The organism is Hyphomicrobium sp. 99 (assembly GCF_000384335.2).
Classification (GTDB): domain Bacteria; phylum Pseudomonadota; class Alphaproteobacteria; order Rhizobiales; family Hyphomicrobiaceae; genus Hyphomicrobium_B.
In genome coordinates, this window is the sequence record NZ_KQ031382.1 from 1,558,838 (window position 1) to 1,578,392 (window position 19,555).

The 19,555-nt window shown below is 60.2% G+C and carries 16 protein-coding genes; all 16 read left to right on the plus strand.

What is annotated here, in order from left to right; genetic code table 11:
• The first annotated feature begins 14 nt into the window (after window positions 1-14).
• The 16 genes from G359_RS07620 (at window position 15) to bamA (ending at window position 19,453) form a co-directional block, all read left to right on the plus strand.
• Window positions 15-239, plus strand: coding sequence for a DUF1467 family protein (locus G359_RS07620; protein WP_045835628.1), 225 nt, complete (start codon window positions 15-17; stop codon window positions 237-239).
• Between the two features lie 347 nt (window positions 240-586).
• Window positions 587-2,119 carry a proline--tRNA ligase gene (proS, locus tag G359_RS07625; protein ID WP_045835629.1) on the plus strand — a complete coding sequence of 511 codons (1,533 nt, stop codon included), beginning with the start codon at window positions 587-589 and terminating at the stop codon, window positions 2,117-2,119.
• A 180-nt stretch (window positions 2,120-2,299) separates the two neighbouring features.
• A complete protein-coding gene (locus tag G359_RS07630) occupies window positions 2,300-3,523 on the plus strand; it encodes a lipoprotein-releasing ABC transporter permease subunit (protein WP_045835630.1) in 1,224 nt (407 codons plus the stop codon).
• A gap of 5 nt (window positions 3,524-3,528) precedes the next feature.
• Window positions 3,529-4,239 (plus strand): ABC transporter ATP-binding protein, encoded by a 711-nt coding sequence (locus G359_RS07635; RefSeq protein ID WP_045835631.1) that lies wholly within the window; start codon window positions 3,529-3,531, stop codon window positions 4,237-4,239.
• A 90-nt stretch (window positions 4,240-4,329) separates the two neighbouring features.
• A complete protein-coding gene (dnaE, locus tag G359_RS07640) occupies window positions 4,330-7,875 on the plus strand; it encodes a DNA polymerase III subunit alpha (RefSeq protein WP_045835632.1) in 3,546 nt (1,181 codons plus the stop codon).
• A gap of 135 nt (window positions 7,876-8,010) precedes the next feature.
• Window positions 8,011-8,259, plus strand: a complete 249-nt coding sequence (locus G359_RS07645; protein WP_045835633.1) for a hypothetical protein — start codon at window positions 8,011-8,013, stop codon at window positions 8,257-8,259.
• A 104-nt stretch (window positions 8,260-8,363) separates the two neighbouring features.
• Window positions 8,364-8,708: a hypothetical protein gene (locus G359_RS07650; protein WP_045835634.1), complete on the plus strand. Its 345-nt coding sequence runs from the start codon at window positions 8,364-8,366 to the stop codon at window positions 8,706-8,708.
• Between the two features lie 376 nt (window positions 8,709-9,084).
• Window positions 9,085-10,074, plus strand: a complete 990-nt coding sequence (locus tag G359_RS07660) for a 30S ribosomal protein S2 (RefSeq protein WP_045835636.1) — start codon at window positions 9,085-9,087, stop codon at window positions 10,072-10,074.
• A gap of 105 nt (window positions 10,075-10,179) precedes the next feature.
• Window positions 10,180-11,103, plus strand: a complete 924-nt coding sequence (gene tsf / locus G359_RS07665) for a translation elongation factor Ts (protein ID WP_045835637.1) — start codon at window positions 10,180-10,182, stop codon at window positions 11,101-11,103.
• A 136-nt stretch (window positions 11,104-11,239) separates the two neighbouring features.
• Window positions 11,240-11,971, plus strand: a complete 732-nt coding sequence (gene pyrH, locus G359_RS07670; RefSeq protein WP_045837784.1) for a UMP kinase — start codon at window positions 11,240-11,242, stop codon at window positions 11,969-11,971.
• Window positions 11,972-12,053: 82 nt separating this feature from the next.
• The gene (frr, locus tag G359_RS07675; protein ID WP_045835638.1) at window positions 12,054-12,617 is read left to right on the plus strand and encodes a ribosome recycling factor; all 564 of its coding nucleotides are present in this window, start codon (window positions 12,054-12,056) and stop codon (window positions 12,615-12,617) included.
• Between the two features lie 72 nt (window positions 12,618-12,689).
• Complete coding sequence (locus tag G359_RS07680) at window positions 12,690-13,448, plus strand: isoprenyl transferase (RefSeq protein WP_045835639.1); 759 nt, start codon at window positions 12,690-12,692, stop codon at window positions 13,446-13,448.
• An 11-nt stretch (window positions 13,449-13,459) separates the two neighbouring features.
• Window positions 13,460-14,332 carry a phosphatidate cytidylyltransferase gene (locus G359_RS07685; RefSeq protein WP_052699250.1) on the plus strand — a complete coding sequence of 291 codons (873 nt, stop codon included), beginning with the start codon at window positions 13,460-13,462 and terminating at the stop codon, window positions 14,330-14,332.
• A gap of 4 nt (window positions 14,333-14,336) precedes the next feature.
• Window positions 14,337-15,581, plus strand: a complete 1,245-nt coding sequence (locus G359_RS07690) for a 1-deoxy-D-xylulose-5-phosphate reductoisomerase (protein WP_045835640.1) — start codon at window positions 14,337-14,339, stop codon at window positions 15,579-15,581.
• Window positions 15,582-15,642: 61 nt separating this feature from the next.
• Entirely contained in the window at window positions 15,643-16,785 is a 1,143-nt protein-coding gene (gene rseP / locus G359_RS07695) for an RIP metalloprotease RseP (protein WP_045835641.1), read from the plus strand.
• A 283-nt stretch (window positions 16,786-17,068) separates the two neighbouring features.
• Window positions 17,069-19,453: an outer membrane protein assembly factor BamA gene (gene bamA / locus G359_RS07700; RefSeq protein WP_045835642.1), complete on the plus strand. Its 2,385-nt coding sequence runs from the start codon at window positions 17,069-17,071 to the stop codon at window positions 19,451-19,453.
• The last annotated feature ends 102 nt before the right edge of the window (window positions 19,454-19,555 follow it).

Sequence of the window (19,555 nt, forward strand, 5' to 3'; positions counted from 1 at the left end):
TAAAGGTCAGTGCGATGCGTACGTCAGTAGCGGTGGCAACATTCCTTTGCCTGTGGTTCATCACGCTATTTGCGGTGCTACCCTTCTTCGCGAAAACTCAGGGCGAGGCTGGCGAGGTTGTTCCAGGCACCTCTGAAAGCGCCCCCCACAAAATGAACGTCCTCAGGCTTTTTTGGGTCAATACGATCGTTGCGGCGATCACCTTCGCGGGCGTCTACGCCGTGATCGCGAACATCTGAGACTTACCGCTCCAATCCCGATTTGGCAGTCAATCAAAGCTCATAGTGTCGTGGATTATCGCCACGCCGCCGATTGCCAGCGGGGCGGTCCCCCGCTATTGCGCGCTATCTCGGTCTCGCCGTCTGACGCGCGCGTCTCCGCGACGTTGAACCTTTGGGCAGCCAGCTTTGCATCGTTGCAACGCCAGCATGAAAAGGCTATTCGGCTGAGGCTCAATTCCTGAATTCCAAGAGACTACGGCGCGGCTCGCCCGCGCGGATTTAACGAGCGAGCCCGCAATGCGCATGTCCAAGATCTTGTCCTGCCGTCCATCCCGTTCGCACACTGGCGCGCCGGAGGCCGCACGATGAGCAAGCGCGCCCTTTCCGTCACCCGCGAGCAGAACTTTCCGGAATGGTACCAGGCGGTCGTCCGCGACGGCGACATGGCAGAGACGAGCCCTGTCCGCGGCTGCATGATCATCAAGCCATGGGGCTGGGGCGTCTGGGAACGCATCCAGGCCGACCTCGACGCCCGCATCAAGGATACGGGTCACGACAACTGCTATTTCCCGCTTTTCATTCCGATGAGCTTTCTCGCCAAAGAGGCGGAGCACGTCGAAGGTTTCGCCAAGGAAATGGCGGTCGTCACGCACCACCGCCTGAAAAACGAGGGCGGCAAGCTGGTGGTCGATCCCGACGCCAAGCTCGAAGAGCCGCTGATCGTCCGCCCGACGTCCGAGACGATCATCGGGGATGCATTTCAACGCTGGATCAAAAGCTATCGCGACCTGCCGCTGCTCATAAATCAGTGGGCGAACGTCGTGCGCTGGGAAATGCGTACGCGTCTCTTCCTGCGCACCGCGGAGTTCCTCTGGCAGGAAGGCCACACGGCGCACGCGGATCGGGAAGACGCAGTCGCCGAGACGCTGAAGATGCTCGAGGTCTACCGCACGTTTGCGGAAGACGTGCTCGCGATGCCGGTTGTCGCGGGCGAAAAACCGGCGAACGAGCGTTTCCCCGGCGCCGATAACACCTATTCGATCGAAGCGATGATGCAGGACGGCAAGGCCCTTCAGGCCGGCACGTCGCATTACCTCGGCACGCACTTCGCCGAAGCGCAGAACATCCAGTTCCAGAATGCGAAGGGTGAGCTCACCTATTGCCACACGACGAGCTGGGGCGTCTCCACGCGCCTGATCGGCGGCGTGATCATGACCCACGGCGACGACGACGGTTTGCGCCTGCCGCCCATGATCGCTCCGCGTCAGATCGTTCTTGTCCCGATGCTGCGTGAAAAGCCCGAGGACGCCGAACTCATCGAATATTGCGCTAGCCTCGAGAAAGAGCTGAAGGCTGCCGGCATTCGCACGCTCGTCGATGTGAAGCCGATCAAGTCCGCCGAGAAGCGCTGGAACTGGGTACGCCGCGGCGCGCCCGTCATCGTCGAAATCGGCGGCCGCGATGCAAGCGGCGGCAACGTCACGTTCATGCGCCGTGATCGTCTGCGCGACGGCGATAAGATCATCTCGCACACGATGCCGCGCGCCGATTTCGTCGCCGGTGCCCCCGCGCTCCTGAAGGAGATCCAGGCAAACCTCTACAACGAGGCGAAGGCGCGGCTCGATGGCAACATCATCTCGAACATCAAGTCGTTCGAAGAGCTTGAAGCCTACTTCGGACCGGGCGAGGGCGACGACGAGGCAGGCGCTTTCAAAGGCTGGGTGCGGGTGCCCTGGTCGCGTCCCGAAGGGGCAGCGCTCGAAAGCATCGCGGACCGCTTGAAAGCGCTGAAGCTTACGATCCGCAACGCACCGCTCGAGCAAGAGAAAGCCACGGGGCCGTGCTTCTTCACGGGGGAACCGGCGAAGGAGTACGTGCTGATAGCACGCGCATACTAAAACGGCTGGAATACGGTCTACGGCCTTAACTGCGACACAGGGAGCTGCGATGCGGCGCGCGATTGGGGTAACGGCGGTGAGGCCACAATGACTGTTTCAGGGCACAGTGAAGCCGCGGCTGGATTGGGTGGGGAACGGGTCGCCTCCAGCGGCACCGCGCCATTCTCCGCCTTCGAGTGGATGATTGCAGGCCGCTATTTGCGCGCACGGCGCAAGGAAGGCTTCATCTCGGTCATCGCCGGCTTTTCGTTTCTCGGCATCATGCTCGGCGTCGCGACGCTGATCATCGTCATGGCCGTGATGAACGGCTTCCGGCACGATCTGTTCGGCAAGATCATGGGCCTCAACGGCCACGTCATCGTCCAGAAGATCGGCGATCCGTTCACCGACTACACCGATATTTCGAGTGCGATTTCGAAAGTTCCCGGCGTCGTCATGGCCATGCCCGTGATCGAAGGCCAGGTGATGGTCTCCTCGAGCACGCAGGCGCTCGGCGGTCTCGTTCGAGGCGTGCGCGAGACCGATTTGAAATCGCTGAAACTCGTTTCAGACAACATTCGCGCCGGCACGCTCGATGGTTTCGATAAGCAGACCGGCATCGCGATGGGCGTGCGCTTGGCGAACCAGCTGCGCGTCGGCCTTGGCGATACGGTGACGCTCGTGTCGCCGCGCGGAGCAGCAACTCCGTTCGGCACCGCGCCCCGTTCGAAGCCCTATCAGATCACGTCGATCTTTGAATTGGGCATGTCCGAATACGACCGCATGATGATCTTCATGCCGCTCCCCGAAGCACAGAAATATTTCTCGAAGAACGGCGAGGTCGATGTCGTAGAAGTCGTTGTCGATCGCCCCGAAGACGTCGATCACTACAACAATCTGATCAAGGATGCAGGCGGGCCATCGGTAACCATCAACGATTGGCGCCAGCGCAACGAAACGTTCTTTAACGTGCTCGCAGTCGAGCGAAACGTGATGTTCATCATCCTCTCGCTCATCGTGCTCGTCGCGGCGCTGAATATCATCTCCGGTCTGATGATGCTCGTGAAGGACAAAGGCCGCGATATCGCGATCTTGAGAACCATGGGCGCGACCAAGGGCGCCGTGATGCGAATATTCCTGATTACCGGCGCGTCGATCGGCGTTGTCGGTACGCTCGCGGGCCTCATCCTCGGTGTCGTGTTCTGCTGGAATATCGAGAACATCAAGAACTTCGTGTCGTGGGTCACCGGCACGACAGTCTTCGATCCGAGCGTCTACTACCTGACGAAGTTGCCCGCCGAGATCGATATCCACGAAACGGGAGGCATTGTCCTGATGGCGCTTCTGCTGTCCGTCCTTGCGACGCTCTATCCATCGTGGAAGGCGTCGAAGCTCGATCCGGTTGAAGCGTTGCGGTACGAGTGAGACCCATGGACACCACATCTGTTGCGCCGATTTTGCAGCTCCAGAACGTCACGCGGTCATTCCGCCAAGGCGAAAAGGAGATCACGGTTCTGACGGGCGTCGACGCCGTTCTGTGGCCCGGTCAAGCCGTGGCTCTAGTCGGACCCTCCGGCGCCGGTAAATCGACTCTTCTGCACATCACGGGATTGCTTGAATCTCCGACCAGCGGCCGCGTGATCATCAACGGTCGCGACTGCGCAACGCTCTCCGAAGCCGAGCGCACGAAACTGCGTAGAAAAGAGATCGGCTTCGTCTATCAGTTTCATCAGCTGTTGCCGGAATTCAGCGCGATTGAAAACGTCGTCATTCCGCAGCTCATCTTAGGGACCAACCGGAAGGCTGCCGAGGCGCACGCGCGCGAGCTTCTGGCGAGTGTCGGTCTTGCAGGACGGGGAGAGCATCGTCCCGCCGAGCTATCGGGCGGCGAACAGCAGCGCACCGCCATTTGCCGCGGGCTTGCCAACAGCCCAAGGCTTCTGCTCGCGGACGAGCCGACCGGAAACCTCGATCCGCATACTTCCGAGCATGTGTTCCGTCAGCTGATCGATGTTATCCGCCGCCAGGGCGTCGCAGCGCTGATCGCGACCCACAATATGGAACTTGCGAGCCGCATGGACCGCGTTCTGCAGGTTCATGAGGGCCGGCTCGTCGAGATCTCGCTGGCGCAAGCGCGCTGAAATTGGCTTGGCCGTACGCCTTATGCTCGTAGCTGTGCGGCATCGGCGCGTTTAGCTTGCGACCGGCCGACGGGTACATAACCTAGCGACATGGAACACGCGATTCGCCCACCCGCACGAAACCCGAAGTTCATCCACCTCAAGGTGCATTCGGCTTACTCGCTGCTCGAGGGCGCGCTTCCGATAACGAAGCTCGCCAAGCTCGCGACCGCGATGAACCTTCCCGCGCTTGGCTTGACCGATACGAACAATCTCTTCGGCGCGCTCGAATTTTCCGAGAAGCTTTGGGGCGCGGGCGTGCAGCCGATTTCCGGCACGACGCTCGATATCGATTTCGGCGACAATCGCGATAACGGTACGGTCACGCTCAAGGCGATGAGCAACGAGCCGCGCGTGAAACCCGCCGGAAAGCTTGCGCTTCTCGCCATGAACGCTGAGGGTTTCGCCAACCTCATGCGGCTTTCGAAATCCTTGAATTTCGAACCGTCGGCCGACGAGCCCGCGCACGTCAAAGTCGCGCGCCTTGAAGAACTGTCGGCGGGACTGATCGCGCTGACGGGCGGCCCGCAAGGTCCGATCGATGCCGCCCTTCGCGATGGCCAGCACGAGCAGGCCGTCGAGCGGCTGAAGACGCTGGAGAAGATTTTCGGCAACCGGCTCTACGTTGAGCTTCAGCGTCACGGTCTTCCAGAAGAAGCCGAGGTCGAGCCGCAGCTGCTCGAACTCGCCTACGCGCGCGGTCTGCCGATCGTTGCCACGAACGAATGCTACTTCGCAGTCCGCGGCGACTATGAAGCGCACGACGCGCTGCTCTGCATCGCCGATGGCCGCTACGTCGTCGAAGACAATCGCCGCCGTGCCAGCCCCGAGCACTATCTCAAAACCGAAGATGAGATGGCGGCGCTGTTCGCTGATCTGCCCGAAGCGCTCGAAAACACCGTCGAAATCGCCATTCGCTGTGCCTATCGGCCCGAAGGCCGCAAGCCCATTCTCCCGCGCTTCGTCGCAGCCGACGATAGCCTGAGCGAAACCGAGAACCTCAGCCTCGAAGCGGCAGAACTGAAGAGACAGGCGATAGAAGGCCTCCAGCGTCGCCTCGACGCGCATGGACCCGCGGAAGGCTTCACGACCGAGGATTATGAGAAGCGCCTCGCCTACGAGGTGGACGTCATCACGCAGATGAAGTTCCCCGGCTACTTTCTGATCGTTGCCGACTTCATCAAATGGTCGAAAGCCAACGGCGTGCCCGTCGGTCCGGGCCGCGGCTCGGGTGCCGGTTCTCTCGTCGCTTACGCGCTGACGATCACCGATCTCGATCCGCTGCGCTTCGGCCTGTTGTTCGAGCGCTTTCTCAATCCTGAACGCGTTTCGATGCCCGACTTCGACATCGACTTCTGTCAGGAAAAGCGCGATCGCACCATCGATTACGTGCAGAAGAAATACGGTGACGATCGCGTCGCGCAGATCATAACGCACGGTAAGCTGCAAGCGCGCGCCGTGCTGCGCGACGTCGGCCGCGTGTTGCAAATGCCGTACGGTCAGGTCGACCGGCTCTGCAAGCTCGTGCCGAACAATCCTGCAAATCCGGTAACTCTGCGCGAGGCGATCGACGGCGAACCCAAGCTTCAGGAAGAGCGCGACAGCGAACCGCTCGTTGCGCGGTTGCTCGAGATCGCCGAAAAGCTCGAAGGCCTTTATCGCCACGCCTCGACTCACGCAGCCGGTATCGTGATCGGCGACAGGCCGCTCGAAGAACTCGTGCCGCTTTATCGCGATCCGAAATCTCACTTCCCGATCACGCAATACAACTGGAAAATGGTCGAGGCGGCTGGCCTCGTGAAATTCGACTTCCTCGGCCTCAAAACGCTGACCGTTCTCGCGAAGGCGCTCGAGTTGATCAAGCGCGGCCGCGGCATCGATATCGATCTAGCGGCGCTGCCACTCGACGATAAGCCGGCCTACGAAATGCTTGCTAAAGCCGATACGGCGGGCGTGTTCCAGCTCGAAAGTACGGGCATGCGCGAAAGCTTGAAGCGCCTGAAGCCCGACCGCTTCGAAGACATCATCGCCATGGTGGCGCTCTATCGCCCCGGCCCGATGGATAACATCCCGACGTACATCAACCGCAAGCACGGCGAAGAGCCGGTCGACTGCCTGCATCCGATGCTCGAAGGCATCCTGAAGGAGACGTACGGCGTCATCATCTATCAGGAGCAGGTCATTCAGATCGCTCAGGTGATGGGCGGCTATACGCTCGGACAAGCTGACTTGCTGCGCCGGGCGATGGGCAAGAAAGACAAGGCCGAAATGGCCAAGCAGCAAGCGCGCTTCGTCGAAGGTGCGCTCGCTAATGGCGTCAAAAAAGAAGACGCTATTTATATCTTCGAGCTGGTCGATAAGTTCGCAGGCTACGGCTTCAACAAATCGCACGCGGCGGCTTACGCGCTCGTCAGCTATCACACCGCCTATTTGAAGGCGAACTTCCGCGAGGAATTCTTTGCGGCATCGATGACGCTCGATATGGGCAACACCGACAAGCTCGCTATGTTTGCATCCGAAGCGCGAAAGTCCGGCATTAAAATGCTGCCGCCGTGCGTCAATCAATCGGGTGTCGATTTCGGCGTCGAGCGGCCAACGGGCGATTCCAAATTGGGAGCAATCCGCTATTCGCTTGCGGCGCTGAAGAACATCGGTTCGGGCGCCGTTGAAACCATCGTCAGTGAGCGGAGCACCAGCGGACTCTACAGTTCGCTCGGCGATTTCGCGGGCCGTGTCGATGCCAAGGCGCTGAATAAGCGCGCCGTCGAAACGATGGCCAAAGCCGGAGCTTTCGATTCTCTGAATTCCAATCGCGCACTCGTTGCGGCCAACGCCGATACGATCCTCGCATCAGCGCAGCGGCGAACGTCTGATGCAGCGCAGGGCATCACGGACCTCTTTGGTTCAGGCGGTAAGCCGGCTGATCTCGTGTTACGCGCTACGCCCGCATGGACCAGCATGGAGAAACTCTCCGCTGAATTCGAGGCCATAGGCTTTTATCTTTCCGGCCATCCGCTCGATCAGTACGACCGCGTTCTAGGAAAGCTCGGCGTCAAGCGGGTGAGCGAGTTCGAAGCGCTGGTGATGCGCGGAGCAACTGCGGGACGTCTCGCCGGCATCGTCATCGCTGCCCGCGAGCGACGCTCTCAGAAGGGCAACAAGTTCGCGTTCGCAACATTTTCCGATGCGACCGGACAATTCGAAGCGATCATTTTCTCCGACACCCTGGCCGCGAGCCGTCATCTTCTCGAACCGGGAACGCCGGTCATCGTCTCAGTCGAAGCCGAGCGCGACGGCGAGACGATGAAATTGCGCGTGCAGTCGATTGAAGAATTGGACAAAGCCGCAGCCAGCGTTCCGCGCAATCTGAAGCTCGTTCTCGATCGCAAGTCCGTGGTCGCAAAAGCTGCACCCGTTTCCGATGTCGGCAAATTTTTGAAGCCGAATGCGCGAGGAGGAGAAATTCGCCTCGTGCTCGCGTTGGATGACCGCAACCGCGAAATGGAATTCCTATTGCCGGGCCGATACGACGTTTCCCCGCGCGAGGCACTTCGCATTGAGGCACTGCCGATTGTGTCGGAAATCATTGAAATTTAAACCGGCGGTTGCGGGTCGGATTTAATGCTCCGTACAGCAAATATTTTATTGTAATTATCGACGGCTTTTTCCTCGAATGGACGTTATGTGCTCAGACGTGAGAGACGCGTCTAATATTCGATAGGAGCCTATCCAATGAAAAAGAGCTTGATTGCTGCAGCGACCTTCGCAGCCATCGCCCTCGGTGCTGCTGGCGGCGCGAATGCCGGTGTGGCCGGCGCTGGCCTGAACGGCATCGGCGTCCACGCCGATAAGACCGTTGCAGAACACGTCGACTACAGAAGGGACCATAGACGCCCGCACCACTTCAACCGTCACCACCGTCATGGCAAGAAGTGGATCTGCCGCTATCGTCACGGCCATCGTCACTGCTTCTGGCGCTAAGCCCTGAGAACTAAAGCGAAGGTAGCGCGTTAGCGCTGCCTTCTTCTGACACAGTTTGCGTACATAGCTCCGCTCGTTTGAGCTAGCCAATTAAGAGGCAAAACATGTCGAAGTTCTACGCCGCTCTGGTCGCTGGTTTGCTGCTCGCTACTGGCGCATACGCCGCCGACCAGAAAATTGCCGCGCCCGATATTAAGAAGAACCTCGAAGCAGCCGCGTCTGACCCCGCGAAGGTCACGGCCTATTGCGCGATGTCGAAGAAGATGGACGAGATCGGCGACGATGAGAAGAAGGCCGAAGCTGCTGGCGATCAAATCGACGGCTACTTCAAGGTGCTAGGCGACGATTTCGAGAACGCCTGGGACGCTGGCCAGGACGCCGCGGATGGATCGCCTGAAGCGACCGCGATGGATCAGGCCGTGGCGACCCTCGACGCCAAATGCAAGTAAATCGAACAAACGTCGATGCTGCATCCGGCCAAGCGCTGGACCGGACCCAATAGCTTATAAATTGCGTGAAATCAGTCGCGCACTGCGAGCCGTGGCAAATGCCGTCGGTCGCGGTGCGTTTTTTTGTGCCCATTCAAGATGAATGGCTAGGGGACTTCGCTTCGGCATACCCGCGCAGGGTGATCAAACGTCGCCCGTGGGTTGCACAATCGGACGATCCCCCGTATAAGGCCGCCATCTCACACGCGAGACGCTCGCGCAATGCGGATGAAAAGCCCCGTATCGCGCTCCGGTGGAGAAGCGCTAAGCCTATGAAACGGCTGGCAATTCTCTTCTCAAGTCTCGCGGAGGTCTAACCGGAAAAAGGAACGTTACGATGGCACTTCCTGCCTTCAACATGCGTCAGCTATTGGAAGCTGGCGTTCACTTCGGCCACCAGGCTCACCGCTGGAACCCCAAGATGGCACCGTTCATCTATGGGTCGCGCAACAAAATCCACATTCTCGATCTGACGCAGACGGTGCCGCTCTTGCACCAGGCGCTGCTCAAGGTCTCCGACACGGTCGCCGGCGGCGGTCGCGTGCTGTTCGTCGCGACGAAGCGTCAGGCTTCCGATGGCATCGCTGAAGCCGCAAAGCGCAGCGCCCAGTACTTCATCAACCACCGTTGGCTCGGCGGTACGCTGACCAACTGGAAGACCGTTTCTCAGTCGATCCGCCGTCTTCGCCAGCTTGACGAGATCCTTGCCGATCCGCAGGGCCGCACGAAGAAGGAAGTCCTGAACCTCACGCGTGAACGCGACAAGCTCAACCAGTCGCTCGGCGGCATCAAGGACATGGGCGGCACGCCCGATCTCCTCGTTGTCATCGACACGAACAAGGAAGCGATCGCCATTCAGGAAGCGCGCAAGCTCGGCATCCCGATCGTCGCGATCGTCGATACTAACTGCGATCCGGACGGCGTTGATTATCCGGTTCCGGGCAACGACGACGCTGGTCGTGCGATCACGCTTTATTGCGATCTGATGGCACGCGCCGCTCTCGATGGTCTCGAGCGTTCGCAGGGCTCTGCTGGCGTCGACATCGGTGCGTCCGAAACGCCGCCGGCTGAAGATCTGCCGAAGGTCGTGTTCAAGGGCATCGAAGCACCGCGCGGCGAAGCTGATGACCTGAAGCGCATCACCGGCATCAATCCGAAGGTCGAGCAGCGCCTCAACGATGCGGGCGTCTACCACTTCTGGCAGATCGCCGATCTTACCCCGGACTACGCTGAATCGCTCGATCGTCAGCTGAAGCTCAGGGGCCAGATCGCCAAGGAAGACTGGGTCGCCCAGGCCAAGAAGCTTGTCGAGGCAGCCACCGTTTAATCGGCGTTGGCGCCTGACATCGAACTGACGTGCTGCTGAAGCACGACTGTGAATGAACTGATATGAGGCGCCCATCGTGGCGCCTCGAACCTCATAGGTGACAGAATGACGACGATCACCGCCGCAGATGTGAAAAAGCTGCGCGATATGACCGGCGCCGGCATGATGGATTGCAAAACGGCGTTGACCGAGACCAACGGCGATATCGAAGCCGCCGTCGATTGGCTCCGCAAGAAGGGCCTGTCGAAAGCTGCAAAGAAGTCCGGCCGCGTCGCCGCCGATGGCCTCATCGGTATCGTTGCGAAGGGTCGCGAGGGTGCCGTCGTCGAGGTGAACTCCGAGACGGACTTCGTTGCCCGTAACGAGCAGTTCCAGACGCTTGTCCGCGAGATCACCGCGTTGGCTCCGGCCGCCAAGGGCGATCTCAAGGCGCTTTTGGCTGCAACCTATCCCGGCAGCAAGAACACCGTCGAAACGACGATTCAGGAAGCAGTCGCAACGATCGGCGAGAACATGACCGTTCGCCGGACCGCAGCGGTTGCAGTCAAGGAAGGCGTCGTCGCCGACTACGTCCACAACCGCGTGGCTGACGGTCTCGGCAAGATCGGCGTGCTCGTCGCGCTCGAAAGCGCAGGCGATGAGCCGTCGCTGTTCGAACTCGCTCGCATGATCGCAATGCACGTCGCGGCGGCAAGCCCCGTTGCACTCGACATTTCCGAGGTGCCTGCCGAAGTGATCGAGCGCGAGAAGGCAATTCTCGCCGACAAGAACCAGGGCAAGAAGCCGGACGTTCTCGAGAAGATCATCTCGGGCGGCATCAAGGCCTTCGCTAAGGAGAACTGCCTGCTCGAGCAGCAGTACATCCACGACACCTCCAAAACGGTCGCGCAGGCCGTCAAGGAAGCCGAAGGCAAGGCCGGAGCACCGATCAAGGTCGCAGGCTTCGTTCGCTTCGCGCTCGGTGAAGGCATCGACAAGAAGGAAGAGGACTTCGGCGAGGAAGTCCGCAAGCTCGCGAGCGGCGGCTAAGTTTTTGCCCGGTCGAATGGCCGGGTAAGACGCTGGCCGGAATCGCTCGAGCGCGTTAGGTATCAGCCGGCCGGTCCTCGCGACCGGCCGGTTTTTCATGGCTATTCAGATTGTCGTGCCGAAGGGAGTGAAACGGATGCCGGGAGCGCAGGGTCTCAAATACAAGCGGCTGCTGGTGAAGCTCTCCGGCGAAGCTCTGATGGGCTCGAAACCCTACGGCATCGACATGGCCGTCGCCGACCGTCTGTCGAACGATATCGCCGCCGCCGTTGCCGAGGGTGCCGAGATCGCGATTGTCGTGGGCGGAGGTAACATCTTCCGGGGCTTGAGCGGTGCGGCCAAGGGAATGGACCGCGCCACCGCCGACTACATGGGCATGCTCGCGACCGTGATGAATGCGCTGGCCCTCCAGAATTCGCTCGATCATCGTGGCGTCCAGGCGCGCGTTTTGTCGGCCATTCCGATGCCGACGGTCTGCGAGAGCTATGTCCGACCGAAAGCCCTGTCGTATCTTGCCCGGGGCAACGTCGTCATATTTGCGGCGGGCACGGGAAACCCCTTTTTCACGACCGACACGGCGGCTGTCCTGCGCGGCATCGAGATGAACTGCGACGCGGTTCTGAAGGCGACCCAGGTCGATGGCGTCTATTCGGCCGACCCGAAGACGCACAAGGACGCGGTCCGCTACGACAAGCTGACCTACTCGGAAGTTTTGGCCAATGATCTCAAAGTGATGGATGGTGCGGCCATTGCCCTTGCCCGCGATAACGGACTTCCGCTAATTGTGGTCTCGATCGAAGAACCGGGAAATCTCTTGAAAGCTCTGCGCGGAGAAGCTCGCCAGACCCTTATCGAGGGAGCCGGCTGACGGCCGCTGAAAGCCCGTCTTCGCGCCGCCCTTTCGCGGCGGCGAAGATTTCGCGGTTTCGCGCGCTTGGAGGAATAGGAAAATGGCACTAGCAGTTCACGACATCAAAGAAATCGAAACGCGCATGCGCGCCTCGATCGACGCTCTGAAGCGCGAGTTCTCGGGGCTTCGCACCGGCCGCGCCAGCGCCAACCTTCTCGATCCTGTACAAGTGATGGTCTACGGTTCGCGTATGCCCTTGAACCAGGTCGCGACCGTTTCCGTGCCCGAGCCGCGAATGATTACGGTTCAGGTTTGGGATCGCAGCAACGTCATCGCCGTCGATAAGGCGATCCGCGAAGCCAACCTCGGCCTCAATCCCATCACCGATGGCCAAATTCTCCGCCTTCCGATTCCCGCGCTGACCGCCGACCGCAGACAGGAGCTGGTCAAACTCGCGCATAAGTATGCCGAGCAGGCCAAGATTTCGATCCGCAACGTCCGGCGCGAAGCGATGGACGTTCTCAAGAAGCTTGAGAAAGACGGCAAAATGAGCCAGGACGACCATCGGGGCAATTCCGATAAGGTGCAGGAGTTGACAGATCGCCTCATCAAGGAGATCGACGCGACTCTCGTCACAAAAGAAGCTGAAATTCAGAAGGTTTGATGTCCCGGCCCTTATGGGGGCGGGAAGTCGTGTAACCGATTTTGAGATCTTGATCCCAGAGGCCATTCGACCGTGGCGGCAGCAGCGAAGCCTATCGACGATGGGTCCGGAGTTTTGGTCCCGCCGCGTCACGTCGCTATAATCATGGACGGGAACGGGCGGTGGGCGCGCGAGCGCGGACTGCCGCGGGCGCTGGGCCATCGCCAGGGGGTCGAAGCCGTCCGCCGCGCCGTACGGGCTGCGATCGAACTCAAAATCACTTATCTGACGATCTTCAGCTTCTCGTCCGAGAACTGGAAGCGCCCAGTCGAAGAGATCGACGACCTCATGGGCTTGATGAAGCGCTTCATCCGCCGCGATCTCGCCGAGCTGCACGAGGCCGGCGTCTGCATTCGGGTGATCGGACAGCGTCAGCACGTCGACAACGAGTTGGCCGCGCTGATCGACGAAGCGGTCGAGCTGACCCGCGGCAACGATGTGCTGACCCTAGTCATCGCCTTCAATTACGGCTCGCGCTCCGAGATTGCCGGTGCAGCGCGGAAACTCGCCGAGCAAGTGGTAGCGGGCGAGTTGCGGCCCTCGGAGATCACTGTCGAGCGCATCGCCAATGCACTCGACACCTCCGGCATCCCCGATCCCGATCTGTTGATCCGGACATCGGGTGAGATGCGGCTGTCGAATTTTCTGCTTTGGCAAACGGCCTATTCGGAATTTGTTTTTCTGGACTGCTACTGGCCGGACTTCGATAAGGCTGCCTTCGAAGTCGCCATCGAAGAATTTCGTTCGCGCGAACGCCGCTTCGGCGGCTTGTCCAAACGCTCGACCGCTTGAGGGCCAGGAAAATGCCGGCCGAAGGTCCCGATAATCAACGGCCGTTCCTTTCGGGCGCGCTTGATTTTATCCCGCAAGAGCTGAGGCTTCGTATCGCGTCGGGTATCGCCATCGCCGTCGTTGCGTTCACGATGCTTTACTGGAGCCCGACTGCGTTCACGCTGCTGACGTTTCTCGTCGCGGCAGCGATGAGTTGGGAGTGGGGACGCATCGTCAGGGATACCATGCCGGATCGTGCCCTGATCGCGCATATCGCGACCGTCTTCATCGCCGCAATCTTTGTGGTCAACGACATGGCCGGCTGGGGCGTCGCTGCGGCAATCGTTGGCGCAGGCGTGGTTGCCGCGTTGGCGATTGGATCTGGCAGGACGCGGCTGTCCGGCGCCGGCGTGTTCTACACGGCGTTGCCGGTCGTGGCGCTCGGATGGCTACGCTCGGATGAGCCTCTCGGATTTCTCGCAACGCTCTTCGTCGTGCTTGCCGTCGCCGTGACGGATATCGCGGCCTACGTATCCGGACGAACCATCGGAGGGCCGAAGCTCTGGCCCGAGATTTCCCCCAACAAGACGTGGTCAGGTCTCTTGGGCGGCATTACTGCGGCCGCCGTGGCAGGTTTTCTTTTTGCGTTTTTCACCGGTACAGGAAGCCCCGGCTGGCTTGCGAGCCTCGGTCTTGCCATAGGTTTGGTAGCCCAATGGGGCGATCTGGCAGAATCGGCATTGAAGCGGCATTTCGGATTGAAGGACTCAGGCGACTTGATACCGGGGCACGGCGGGTTCATGGATCGCATGGATGGCCTCGTAACCGCGAGCATCCTGGCAGCCTTGATTGGCTTCGGCATCGACGCTTTTGCGCCCGCCCGCGCACTTCTCTACGGATCATAGAAGAATGGCAGTGACAGCGAGCGTTCCTTCTCAGTTGACTGGGCGAGCGTCTGCTGCGCGCCCTGGACCTGCGGACGCATCCCGGCCGATGCGCCTCACCGTTCTCGGCGCGACGGGCTCTATCGGAACGAGCACGCTTGATCTCGTCTCGCGCAGCCCGGGCCGCTTCGAGATCGTCGCGGTGACGGCACAATCGAACGCTCAGGATCTCGCCGCCATTGCTCGCAAGCATAAGGCGAAGCTGGCTGTGATTGGCGACGAGAGCCGCTTGAGCGAGCTCAGGGAAGCGCTGGCCGGAACTGGCATCAGAACAGCTGGCGGCGCCTCGGCGCTCGTCGAAGCGGCGCTCGAGCCGGCCGATTGCGTCATGGCGGCAATCGTCGGCGCGGCCGGGCTTCGGCCGACATTCGCAGCGGCGTCCCAGGGATCCCGCGTAGCCCTCGCGAACAAGGAGTGCCTCGTCTCGGCCGGACACGTCTTCACGGCCGCGATCGCTCAATCCGGTGCCGAGCTGCTGCCCGTGGACAGCGAGCATTCTGCAGCTTTCCAGGCGTTGGCAGGCGCCGACCCAGTGTCCATCGAAAAGATCGTCCTGACGGCGTCGGGCGGCCCGTTCCGCACCTGGACCTACGAGCAAATCCAGGCCGCAACGCCCGAACAGGCGCTGAAGCACCCGAACTGGTCGATGGGCGCAAAGATCACGATCGACAGCGCCAGCCTGATGAACAAAGGTCTCGAGCTGATCGAGGCATTTCACCTCTTCCCGATTTCGGTGGATGCGCTCGACTGCATCGTCCACCCCCAATCGATCGTCCATTGCCTCGTAAGCTACGTCGATGGCTCGGTGCTGGCCCAGTTGGCGGCACCCGACATGCGCACGCCCATCGCCGTCGCGCTCGCCTGGCCCGATCGCATGGTCGCGCCGACCGAGAAGCTCGATCTTGCCCGGCTCGCAACGCTGTCCTTCGAGCCGCCCGACGAAACCCGTTTTCCGGCGTTGCGCGTCGCCCGGGCGGCGATGCGACGAGGCGACACGGCCCCGGCCGTTTTGAACGCCGCCAACGAAATCGCGGTTAAGGCCTTCCTTGAGCGGAGGATCAAGTTTTTGGACATTGCCGCCCTCGTCGAAGAAACGCTCGACGCGGCTGAGCGGAAGGGCGCGATTTGCCCTGCCGAAACCCTGGACGATATACTGGCGGTCGACGAGTTGGCTCGCTATCTGTCGGAAGACAAACTCAGTGGTTATTAGGGTCGCCCGCGCTTAAGGTCGGGCTTCCTGCTGTTCGAATCAGCACGCAAGGGATTTTCAAATGGATTTTCTGACGTCGGTCGCAGGTGGGATCTGGCAATACGGGATCATGTTCCTGCTCGTACTGACGCTCGTCGTATTCATCCACGAGCTGGGCCATTTTCTCGTCGCGCGCTGGTGCGGCGTTACCGTCAAGGCCTTCTCGATCGGCTTCGGCCCTGAAATATATGGGTTTTACGACAAGCACGGCACGCGCTGGCGCTTTGCCTGGATACCGCTCGGCGGCTACGTCAAATTCATCGACGACGAAAACCCGTCCTCATTCGGCGGCGAGAAGAAGCTGACGCCAGCCGAGCAGGATGGAGCGTTCCACTCGAAGTCGGTCGGCAAGCGCGCGGCTGTCGTCGCGGCCGGACCGATCGCCAACTTCCTCCTCGCGATTGTGCTGTACTCCGCACTTAACGCCACTGTCGGCCTGCATATTTTGCCGCCGCTCGTCGATGCGGTCGTCGCCAATTCTCCGGCCGAGAAGGCAGGCTTCAAGTCGGGCGACATGATCCTCGCCATCGACGGCACGAAGATCGCCAAATTCGACGACCTCCAGCGCATCGTCGGCTCGAGCGCCGGAGAGGAACTCAAATTTACCGTACAACGCGGCAGCGAGACCCTTGTACTCAATGCAACCCCAAGTGTTGACGAGCAGAAGGACGCGATGGGCCGGACGTTCCGGCGCGGCCTGATCGGCATCCAGCGGGCGATATCCCCAGATAAGGTAAAAACTGTTCAGGTCAGCCTGCCGGAAGCGGTAATGCTCGGTGTATCTGAAACCTATGGCAATTTAACGCAGACGCTCGCCGGACTTCGGGACATCGTCACGCGCCGCCAGTCGGCGGAGCAGATGGGCGGCCCGATCATGATGGCCGAGGTGACGGCCAAGGTCGCCGAGCTCGGCATCGAGCCAATGCTGCGCTGGATCGCCTTCATTTCGGCAAACATTGGCTTTCTGAATCTCTTGCCGATTCCCGTTCTCGATGGCGGACACCTAATGTTCTACGCCTTCGAAGCAATCCGCAGGAAGCCGGCGAGTGAACGCCTTCAGCAAATGGGCTTTCAAGTCGGTTTGGCGCTCTTGATGATGTTGATGGTTTTCGTGAATTTCAACGACATTTTGAACGTTTGGCGACGATTGACGGGAACTGGCTGACACCACGCCGAATCCTCCGTGAGTGACGTAAACTTACCACTTCCCGGAGCCTTTCTGAATCGTTAAAAGCGGTATGGTGCGCAGCATGTTAGGGCGACGAATCGGGGGGCCGAGTTGAAGTCCTGAGTATGACTGCCGGGGAACTAAGAGCCTTCACGACCATAAGAAACGACCGAAAAGCCTATAAAAACACGACGAATAACAATACGCATGAGTGTGACGCTGCCGCCGACAGCTCGCATGTGAATTTGGGGGTCGGCGGCACACGGGGGCAATTCCGCGTATGCAGAAATTTAGGATCATCTTGGCGGGACTGCGCCTCGTTCTGGCGCTTTTAGTTCTCTCGCCGGTGGTCGCGATGGGGGATGCAGCCTGGGTATCGGGCCCTGCATCAGCTCAAGGCGTGATCAAAAACATCGAAGTCGTCGGTAACCGGCGCGTCGAACCTGAAACTGTGCGTTCGTACCTGCAGTTCGGGGCGGGCGATGCATACAACGCCTCCAAGATCGATGCGTCGATCAAAGCCCTGTTCGGAACCGGCCTCTTCGCCGACGTTTCGATGGACTTCAAGGGCTCGACCGTCGTCATCACGGTCAAAGAAAACCCGGTCATCAATCAGGTTGCCTTCGAAGGCAACAGCGAGGTCGATACGGCGACCCTGACCGGCGAAGTCCAGTTGAAGCCGCGCTCGGTCTTCACGCGCGCCAAGGCTCAAGGGGACGTTCAGCGCATTCTCGACGTCTATCGCAGGCAGGGCCGCTTTGCCGCCAGCGTCGAACCGAAAATCATTCAGCTCGAGCAAGATCGCGTCAACCTCGTCTTCGAAATCGACGAAGGCGCAGCGACGAAGGTCAAGGGCATCAACTTCGTGGGCAACCACGCATTCTCTGACAGCCAGCTTCGCGACATCATCTCGACGACGCAGGCCGGCTGGTTCGACTTCCTTAAGGGCACGTCAGTTTACGACCCTGACCGTATGAACCTCGATCGCGAGCTCATCCGTCAGTACTATCTCAAGAACGGCTATCCCGACGCGTCCGTCACGGCAGCGAACGCTGAGATCGATCCCGATGGTTCGGGCTTCCTCATCACGTTCGCGATCGACGAGGGCCAGCCCTATACCTTTGGCGCGATCAACATCGAAAGCTCACTGCCGGGCGTAGATGGCAGCTCGTTCACGGGCGATCTGCTGACGCAGGCCGGCACGACGTATGACGCTTCGCAAATCGACAAGACGGCAGAGAGGCTGACACTCACCATCGCCGACCAGGGTTATGCGTTCGCCCGCGTTCGCCCGCGCCCGATCCCGGATGCTGCAAGCCGCACGATCGCCATCACCTACGTCGTCGACGAAGGCCCGCGCGTTTACATCGAGCGCATCAACATCATCGGCAACACGCGTACCAAGGACTTCGTGATCCGTCGCGAATTCCGCTTGGCTGAAGGCGACGCCTTCAACACGCTGATGGTCGATCGCGCCAAAAAGCGCCTGCAGGGACTGGGTCTCTTCAAGAACGTCGACATCAAGCGGCGTCCTGGATCGGCACCTGATCGCGTCGTGCTCGACGTGGTTGTTGAAGAACAGTCGACGGGTGAACTCTCGTTCGGCGCCGGCTACTCGACGAGTGAAGGCGTGATCGGCGACGTGTCGATCACCGAGCGCAACCTGTTCGGTAACGGCCAGTTCGTTCGACTGAAACTCGCAGGCTCGTTCGAGCGCATGCAGGTGGACTTCTCGTTCACCGAACCGCGCTTCCTCGACCGCAACTTGGCGGCTGGTTTCGACCTCTTCTACAAGCAGCTCGACTACACGCAACAATCGGGTTTCGAACAGAAGAAGATGGGCGGTCAGGTCCGTCTCGGCTTCCCGATCGCCGAAAACCTCTGGATGCAGACGGCGTACTCGATCTCGCGTGACGAAATCTTCAACGTCCAGGACGATGCTTCGCTTGCGATCAAGGAAGCTTGCGGCAACACCAATCCCGATCCGAGCAAAGTGACTTGCAGTAATTCAGGTTACTGGACGTCGCTGGTCGGCACCACGATCAGCTACGACAAGCGCAACAATGCGCAGAACCCGAACAAGGGCTATTACATCGAAGTCGCCAACGACTTCGCGGGCCTTGGCGGCGACGCTCAATACTGGCGCGTCAATGCGGAAGGTCGCTTCTACTACCCGATCACCGACAAGATCACCTTCGTCGCCCGTGGCGTCGGCGGTATGATCCAGGGTTGGGGCGGTGAGGATGTTCGACTGCTCGACGCCTACTTCAAGGGTGGCGAAACGGTCCGCGGCTTCGACCGCTCGGGTTATGGTCCGCGCGACTTGAGCTCGGCTAACAAAGACGCGCTGGGTGGCCAGAAGTACTGGGCGGCGACTGCCGAAGTCCGCTTCCCGATCCCCTACGTGCCTGACGACCTGGGCATCAGCGCCGCTGTCTTCGCCGACGCCGGTTCGCTGTGGGATGCAACGGGTGGCGCAAAGAAAGCGTTGGGCAACGATCCGAGTATCTTGGGCGACAGCGACTCTGTCCGTTCGTCGGTCGGCGGCAGCTTGATGTGGAACTCGCCGGTCGGTCCGCTGCGCATGGACTTCGCGAAGGTCCTGACGAAGCAGGCCTACGACGAGACTCAGTTCTTCCGCTTCGGCGCACAGACGAAGTTCTAAGTCTGAGCCGATCGGCCTGACGGTTTGAAAAATCAAAGAGCGGCGCCCCAAGCGCCGCTCTTTTTCATTGGGTTATCACCTGTTGGAATGGTCTATTTCCGT

Coding starts and splice junctions, on each gene's coding strand:
- dnaE (WP_045835632.1), top strand. CDS start 4,330: ATGGAACACGCGATTCGCCCACCCGCACGAAACCCGAAGTTCATCCAC.
- rseP (WP_045835641.1), top strand. CDS start 15,643: ATGGATTTTCTGACGTCGGTCGCAGGTGGGATCTGGCAATACGGGATC.
- frr (WP_045835638.1), top strand. CDS start 12,054: ATGGCACTAGCAGTTCACGACATCAAAGAAATCGAAACGCGCATGCGC.
- G359_RS07645 (WP_045835633.1), top strand. CDS start 8,011: ATGAAAAAGAGCTTGATTGCTGCAGCGACCTTCGCAGCCATCGCCCTC.
- bamA (WP_045835642.1), top strand. CDS start 17,069: ATGCAGAAATTTAGGATCATCTTGGCGGGACTGCGCCTCGTTCTGGCG.
- proS (WP_045835629.1), top strand. CDS start 587: ATGAGCAAGCGCGCCCTTTCCGTCACCCGCGAGCAGAACTTTCCGGAA.
- tsf (WP_045835637.1), top strand. CDS start 10,180: ATGACGACGATCACCGCCGCAGATGTGAAAAAGCTGCGCGATATGACC.
- G359_RS07660 (WP_045835636.1), top strand. CDS start 9,085: ATGGCACTTCCTGCCTTCAACATGCGTCAGCTATTGGAAGCTGGCGTT.
- G359_RS07690 (WP_045835640.1), top strand. CDS start 14,337: ATGGCAGTGACAGCGAGCGTTCCTTCTCAGTTGACTGGGCGAGCGTCT.
- pyrH (WP_045837784.1), top strand. CDS start 11,240: ATGCCGGGAGCGCAGGGTCTCAAATACAAGCGGCTGCTGGTGAAGCTC.
- G359_RS07630 (WP_045835630.1), top strand. CDS start 2,300: ATGATTGCAGGCCGCTATTTGCGCGCACGGCGCAAGGAAGGCTTCATC.
- G359_RS07650 (WP_045835634.1), top strand. CDS start 8,364: ATGTCGAAGTTCTACGCCGCTCTGGTCGCTGGTTTGCTGCTCGCTACT.
- G359_RS07620 (WP_045835628.1), top strand. CDS start 15: ATGCGTACGTCAGTAGCGGTGGCAACATTCCTTTGCCTGTGGTTCATC.
- G359_RS07635 (WP_045835631.1), top strand. CDS start 3,529: ATGGACACCACATCTGTTGCGCCGATTTTGCAGCTCCAGAACGTCACG.
- G359_RS07685 (WP_052699250.1), top strand. CDS start 13,460: ATGCCGGCCGAAGGTCCCGATAATCAACGGCCGTTCCTTTCGGGCGCG.